Source organism: Mesorhizobium sp. M5C.F.Ca.IN.020.32.2.1 (genome assembly GCF_004023105.1).
Taxonomy (GTDB): Bacteria; Pseudomonadota; Alphaproteobacteria; order Rhizobiales; family Rhizobiaceae; genus Mesorhizobium; species Mesorhizobium wenxiniae.
The window spans coordinates 1-6761 of sequence record NZ_RZSX01000297.1 but is presented as its reverse complement, the minus strand read 5'-3'; the positions used below and the strand labels follow the sequence as shown (position 1 = coordinate 6761).

Annotated in this window: 6 protein-coding genes and 1 pseudogene; 6 read left to right on the top strand and 1 reads right to left on the bottom strand. The window is 61.3% G+C overall.

The window, feature by feature from the left end:
• The 5 genes from EOA86_RS16500 to EOA86_RS16480 form a co-directional block, all read left to right on the top strand.
• On the top strand, positions 1–574 hold a 574-nt coding region (locus tag EOA86_RS16500; protein ID WP_128342602.1), incomplete at its 5' end, for a CpaD family pilus assembly protein.
• 34 nt (positions 575–608) lie between these two features.
• Positions 609–1892, top strand: a complete 1284-nt coding sequence (locus EOA86_RS16495) for a CpaE family protein (RefSeq protein WP_206630042.1) — start codon at positions 609–611, stop codon at positions 1890–1892.
• Between the two features lie 29 nt (positions 1893–1921).
• On the top strand, positions 1922–3430 hold the full coding sequence (locus EOA86_RS16490) for a CpaF family protein (RefSeq protein ID WP_127211353.1): 1509 nt from the start codon (positions 1922–1924) through the stop codon (positions 3428–3430).
• 29 nt (positions 3431–3459) lie between these two features.
• Complete coding sequence (locus EOA86_RS16485; protein WP_127211354.1) at positions 3460–4473, top strand: type II secretion system F family protein; 1014 nt, start codon at positions 3460–3462, stop codon at positions 4471–4473.
• A 12-nt stretch (positions 4474–4485) separates the two neighbouring features.
• The gene (locus EOA86_RS16480) at positions 4486–5502 is read left to right on the top strand and encodes a type II secretion system F family protein (RefSeq protein WP_065005866.1); all 1017 of its coding nucleotides are present in this window, start codon (positions 4486–4488) and stop codon (positions 5500–5502) included.
• 113 nt (positions 5503–5615) lie between these two features.
• Here EOA86_RS16480 and EOA86_RS16475 read toward each other — a convergent pair whose 3' ends face one another.
• On the bottom strand, positions 5616–6437 hold the full coding sequence (locus EOA86_RS16475) for a tetratricopeptide repeat protein (RefSeq protein WP_128342604.1): 822 nt from the start codon (positions 6435–6437) through the stop codon (positions 5616–5618).
• A gap of 122 nt (positions 6438–6559) precedes the next feature.
• Here EOA86_RS16475 and EOA86_RS16470 point away from each other — a divergent pair.
• A pseudogene (locus EOA86_RS16470) lies at positions 6560–6761 on the top strand (leucyl aminopeptidase family protein); the annotation flags it as partial.

The window sequence follows — 6761 nt, the reverse complement described above, 5'->3', positions numbered from 1 at the left end:
TTATCGCACCACCCATCCGATCGTGATTGCTGAGAAGAACCTGAAGATCGACCTTCCGGTCGGCGCCGGCGATCGCGGCATGACCGGCTCTCAGCGCGACACCCTTCTGGGCTTCCTGGATGGCTACGACAAGAGCGCCGCTCCGACCCTGACGATCTCGATCCCGAGCGGTTCGGCCAACGAGATCGCCGCGACCGCGGCCGGTCGCGATTTCGCCAGACTTGCGATTGCCAGCGGCATCAGCCGGAACCGGATCGTCATGACCAGCTACCAGTCGGTTTCGGCCGAAGCGTCGGCGCCGATCCGCGTCGCCTATGTCTCGGTGAAGGCCCAGACCGACAGCTGCGGGCGCTGGCCCGAAGACCTGCTGCAGACCTCGGAAAACAAGCACTATGCCGATTTCGGCTGCTCGTATCAGAACAATCTTGCCGCCCAGATGGTAAATCCGACCGATCTGCTCGGACCGCGCAAGCAATCCGATATCGACGCGGAAAATCGCGGCGCGGTGATCGACGTCTACCGCCAGAGAGGCATTTCGGAAGAGTTCTTCGGCAATTCGGAAGTTGAGTATTGAGCTTGAGCCGCGCCAGTCACGGAAAGAAATGAGAATGAGCAATCTTGCCTACGACACAGCGGTAGATGGCGGCGAAACCTCGCAGCAGGACATCGCCGCCATGCAGGCGTTGCGGCCGATTCCGCGCATCTCGATTCAGGCATTTTGCGAGACCGAGGGCGTTGCCAATCCGGTCGAGCGCGCCGGCGAGGATCGTCGCATGGCGAAGGCCCATCTGAAGGTCCATATGGGCGGCATCGCCACCGCCATCGAATTCTACCAATCGGCGCCGACACCGAACCTGATCCTGCTGGAATCGCGCAGCGAGCCGACGCAATTGCTCGCGCAGCTCACGCAGCTCTCCGAATATTGCGATCCGACCTCGAAGGTCGTGGTCATCGGCCACTACAATGACGTCGGGCTTTATCGCGAGCTCATCCGCTCCGGCATTTCCGAATATGTCATCGCGCCGGTGTCGATGGCCGATATCGTCAGCGTGATATCGACGATTTTCGTTGATCCGGAAGCCGAGCCGATCGGCCGCTCGATCGCCTTCATCGGCGCCAAGGGTGGCGTCGGCTCCTCGACTATTGCCCACAATGTGGCTTGGGCGATGTCGTCGCTGTTCAAGTCCGAAGTGGTTGTCGCCGATCTCGACCTGGCTTTCGGAACGGCCAACATCAATTTCGATCAGGATCCCGCGCAAGGCATTGCCGAAGCCGTATTCTCACCGGAGCGCCTCGATGAGGTCTATCTTGATCGGCTGCTTGCCCAGTGCGCCCAGCATCTGTCGCTGCTTGCAGCGCCTTCAACGCTCGAGCGGGTCTACGATTTCGATCCCGACGCTTTCACGCAGCTTATCGACACGGCGCAGCGCAGCGTGCCGCTTCTGGTGCTCGATGTTCCGCACGTCTGGACGGGATGGACCAAAAACATACTGGTCAAGGCCGACGAGATCGTGATCACGGCGACGCCGGAGCTGGCCAATCTGCGCAACACCAAGAATCTGGTCGACATGTTCAAGCGGCTTCGCCCGAACGATCCACCGCCGAAGCTGATCATCAATCAGGCCGGCGTGCCAAAGCGTCCGGAGATTGCGTCATCCGACTTCGCCGACTCGCTCGGCCTGTCGCCGATGTCGGTTCTTCCTTTCGAGCCGCTGCTGTTCGGAAACGCCGCCAACAACGGGCGTATGCTCGGCGAAATGGATGCCAAGAACCCGGTTGTCAGCACGGTCAACGAGATTGCGCATGTGCTGACCGGGCGCAGCGAAATCAAGGCAAGAAAGAAAGCGGGCCTCGGCAATTTCCTTGGCAAGCTCTCGCGCAGCAAGAAGTGATGCTTCCGGAGCGGAATTGGTAATCGATCATGTTTGGTAAAAGAGGCAGCGACGACGGCAGCCGGTTCACCCCGGAATTCCGTCAGCCGGCACCTGCGCCTGCCGCGCCGGCGGCAAATCCTGCGGAAACGGCGGTTCTTGCCAAGCCCGCACCGCCGCCGTCGCTTGGCGCGTCTGCCGCGCCGCCGCCCGTGCGACGTGCGGTCGAGGCGCCGCCATTGGCGCCGGAGCCGAAAAAGATTCAGCGCCAAAAGAGCGAAACCTACTACGACACCAAGAGCCAGGTATTTGCCGCTCTCATCGACACCATCGACCTGTCGCAGCTCGCCAAGCTCGATCCCGAAAGCGCACGCGAGGAAATCCGCGACATCGTCAACGACATCATCGCGATCAAGAATTTCGCGATGTCGATTGCCGAGCAGGAAGAACTGCTCGAGGACATCTGCAATGACGTGCTGGGTTACGGGCCGCTGGAGCCATTGCTCGCTCGCGACGACATCGCCGACATCATGGTCAACGGTTCCAAGAACGTCTACATCGAGGTCAACGGCAAGGTCGAGCAGACCGGCATTCGTTTCCGCGACAACCAGCAGCTCCTCAACATCTGTCAGCGCATCGTCAGCCAGGTGGGCCGCCGCGTCGATGAATCGAGCCCGATCTGCGACGCGCGTCTTCCCGATGGTTCCCGCGTCAACGTCATCGCGCCGCCGCTCGCCATCGACGGCACAGCGCTCACCATCCGCAAGTTCAAGAAGGACAAGCTGACGCTCGATCAGCTGGTCAAGTTCGGCGCCATTTCGCCGCACGGCGCCGAGATTCTCAAGATTATCGGCCGCGTCCGCTGCAACATCGTCATTTCAGGCGGCACCGGCTCGGGCAAGACGACGCTGCTCAACTGCCTGACCAACTATATCGACCGCGAGGAGCGCGTCATCACCTGCGAGGACTCGGCCGAGCTGCAACTGCAGCAGCCGCATGTCGTGCGTCTGGAAACCCGCCCGCCCAACCTCGAGGGCGAGGGCGAGGTGACGATGCGCGACCTGGTCAAGAACTGCCTGCGCATGCGGCCCGAGCGCATCATCGTCGGCGAAGTGCGCGGACCTGAAGTGTTCGATCTTCTGCAGGCGATGAACACCGGCCATGACGGCTCGATGGGCACGATCCACTCGAACAGTCCGCGCGAATGCCTGAACCGTATCGAATCGATGATCGCTATGGGCGGCTACACGCTGCCGCAGAAAACCGTGCGTGAGATCGTGGTTGGTTCGGTGGACGTGATCATCCAGGCTGCACGCCTGCGCGACGGATCACGTCGCATCACCCACATCACCGAGGTGATTGGAATGGAGGGCGACGTCATCATCACGCAGGACATCGTCCTCTACAACATAAAGGGCGAAGACGCGAACGGCAGGCTGCTGGGTGAGCACGTGTCGACAGGTATTGGTCGCCCGCACTTCTGGGAGCGCGCCCGCTATTATGGCGAGGAACAGCGCCTCGCCAATGCGCTCGAGGCGATGGAGAAACGCGCTGACTGATGTGTCTGGAAGCGTAGGGGCCGGAATCGATGTTCGGAATTGACGGCACCGTATTGGCATTCATCGTGCTCGCCGGCTTCAGCGCCGGCGCGGTCGCCTATGCTTTTCTGTTCAATCGGATCAGCACCGAGAAGCAAGTCGGCAGGCGGCTTGAAACGATCAAGACCGCCGAGACGGATGGTGCCGTCGTCAAGGCCTCGCGCGATCGCATGGCGGAAGCGGCCAAGCGGCGAAAATCGGTCCAGGATTCGCTGAAGGATCTCGAACAGAAGCAAAAAACCAACCAGAGCATCGTCAAAAAGCCGCCACTGAAGGCTCAGATCCGTCAGGCGGGCATGAAGTTCTCACTTGAGCGCTTCTATCTCTACTCGGCGGTTTGTGGCGTCGCCCTGACGTTTCTTGCCTATTTCATCGGCGCGCCGTTGTTTGTCTTGCCGGGTGCGCTGCTGGTCGGTGCTCTCGGCCTGCCACGCTGGTTCGTCTCGTTTTGCCGCGCCCGCCGGGTCAAGGCATTCCTCAACGAATTTCCGAACGCGCTCGACATCATCGTGCGTGCGGTCAAATCCGGCCTGCCGCTAAACGACGCCGTCCGCCTGATCGCCAACGAATCCCCTGAACCGGTCAAGACCGAGTTCCGCCGCATCGTCGATTCGCAGCAGATGGGCCTGTCGATCCCCGACGCCAGCATGCGCATGGCTGAGACAATGCCGTGCACGGAAGCGAGCTTTTTCGGCATCGTCATCCAGATCCAGTCCCAGGCCGGCGGCAATCTTTCCGAGGCGCTGGGCAATCTTTCGCGCGTGCTTCGCGACCGCAAGAAAATGAAGGCCAAGGTCCAGGCGCTGTCCATGGAAGCGAAGGCGTCCGCCGTGATCATCGGCGCGTTGCCTTTCGTCGTCGCCTTTCTCGTCTACCTGACAAGCCCGAACTACATCATGCCTCTGTTTACCACCAACGTCGGCAATCTGATCCTCGGCTGCTCGGCGGTCTGGATGGGGATCGGCATCCTGGTGATGCGCAAGATGATGAACTTCGAAGTTTAGGATTTCGAGCGCATGACTGAGAACGTCGTCAAAACCCTTACCGATCCGGCATTTCTGATTGCCTTGCTGGTTGGCATCGCCGTGTTTGCGACCGTCTTTACGCTGCTGCCTGCCTTTGGCGGAAACCAGCTCAAGGCGCGCATGAAATCCGTGGCGCTGGAGCGCGACGAATTGCGCGCCAAGCAGCGTGCGCGGCTTGCGATCGAGGCCGATCGCCGCCGCAAGGGCCTCCGCGAGGAACAGTCGATCGGCATGCGCAACATTGTCGACCGGCTGGACCTGAGGCGCGCCCTGGCCGATGAAGGCACCTTGCAGAAACTCAAGGTGGCGGGCTTTCGCGGGCAGAATCCGCTGACGCGGTTTCTTTTCTTCCGTCTGGTCCTGCCCTTTGTCGGCTTTGCGCTGGCCGCGATGTATCTGTTCGTGCTCGGGGGGTTGCCGGAGCAGCCGCCTCTCATCAAATTGTTCGTCTGTATCGTCGTCGCCTATGCGGGTTTTTACGCGCCGGTGCTCTATGTCAACAACCGCGCCACCAAACGCAAGCAGTCGATCCAGATGGCGTGGCCGGACGCACTCGATCTGATGCTGATCTGCGTCGAATCCGGCATGTCCGTGGAGGCGGCGTTTCGTAAGGTCGCGGACGAGATCGGCGCGCAATCGGTGGCACTTGCCGAAGAGTTCATCCTGACCAATGCCGAGCTTTCCTACTTGCAGGAACGCAAGCAGGCTTACGAAAACCTTGCAAGCCGCACCGGCCTGGAGTCGGTCAAGTCGGTGTCACAGGCGCTGGTGCAGGCCGAGCGCTACGGCACGCCGGTGGCGCATGCGCTGCGCGTGCTTGCCGGCGAAAGCCGCGACATGCGCATGAACGCCGCCGAGAAGAAAGCCGCGGCTTTGCCGCCGAAGCTCACTGTGCCGATGATACTGTTCTTCCTGCCCGTGCTGTTTGCCATCATTCTAGGCCCCGCCGGCATCCAGGTGAGCCAGCGCGGCATCTTCGGCGACCAGCCGACGTCGAGCAGCCAATAGCCTCGCCAGGCGACAACACCTGCGAAAGCCGCGGTGCTGATGCAACGCGGCTTTGTATTTCAAGCATGTCGATGAGCTGAGGGAACTGGCAGGTTTGAGCAAAGCCAGCGTGGTCAATTGGTGGCAGGCTTTGCCTTGTCTTGGTCCTTGAGCTGGCTCCAGGCGTTCTGCTGGGCGAGCATCTGGCGAAGGTAAGTCACGTTCGCCTGCGCCTGTTCGGCCGAAAGCTCCTGGGAGGCGATCTTCTCGGCTTCGTCGAAGCGGCCCTGCAGGCCGACGACCAACGCCAGGTTCTGGCGGACGCGGCTGTCGGCGTTCGGCTGCTGGGCGGCCGAGCGCATATAGGTTTCGGCAGTGCGCAGATCACCTTCCAGCACATAGGACATGCCGAGATTTGAAAGGATTGAAGGTTCGTTCGGCTTGAGGTCAAGCGCCTTGCGGTAATTCTGGCGCGCCTCATCTCTCTGGCCAAGCTGGTCGAGAATCGCGGCTTCCGCCGATACCAGCTTCCAGTCGGGATATTCCGGTGTCTGCGCGCGGCGCACCGCGTCGAGCGCCGGCTCGAACTGCCCGTTGGCGGCCAGTGCCTTGCCATAGGCGGCGAGCACGTCGCGGTCCTTCGGCAGGGCGATCGCCAGTTTGCGCATCACCGCGAGCGATTGGTCGACGTCGCCATCCATTTGCAGCGCCGCGGCATAATTCGTCGCGATCCGCTTGTCGTTGGGGTTCTTGGCGTAGGACTGACCGAGCGCGATCGTCGCCTTGTGCAACTCGCCGGCCGACATGGTTTCCAGTGGCTTTCCGCTGGTGCGTCCGATCGAGCCGGTCGTCAGCTTGTTGGTCCCGCAGCCTGCAACGCTTGCAGCGAGCGCCATTATGAACGCCGTGGTTATCAGCCGCTTCCCCGTGGCGTTCGTCATGCGGTTGGTCGGCATCTGCACCAGGGCCTCCATTCGTAAACGTGGCCGTTCCGTGGCCATCTTCCCTCCCGCAGAAATATACTGTTAACCCTAACGGACAGTAAAAAAGCGCCGACTCGGAAGCCGGAGACCATCGAATGCCAGTCGAACTCATCGGGAGAAAACTGAAGACCGCGCTGCCGGTTCACCTGGTGGCGAAGGATAGGCTGGATGCAGCGGATTTTGCCTCGTCCACGCTCGCCTGGGCCAAGGCCAACGGCTTTTCCGGTGAGGCCGGCAGGACGCTGCTCATACCCGGCGAAAACGGCGCGCTTGCCGGAGCACTGTTCGGCACGGGCG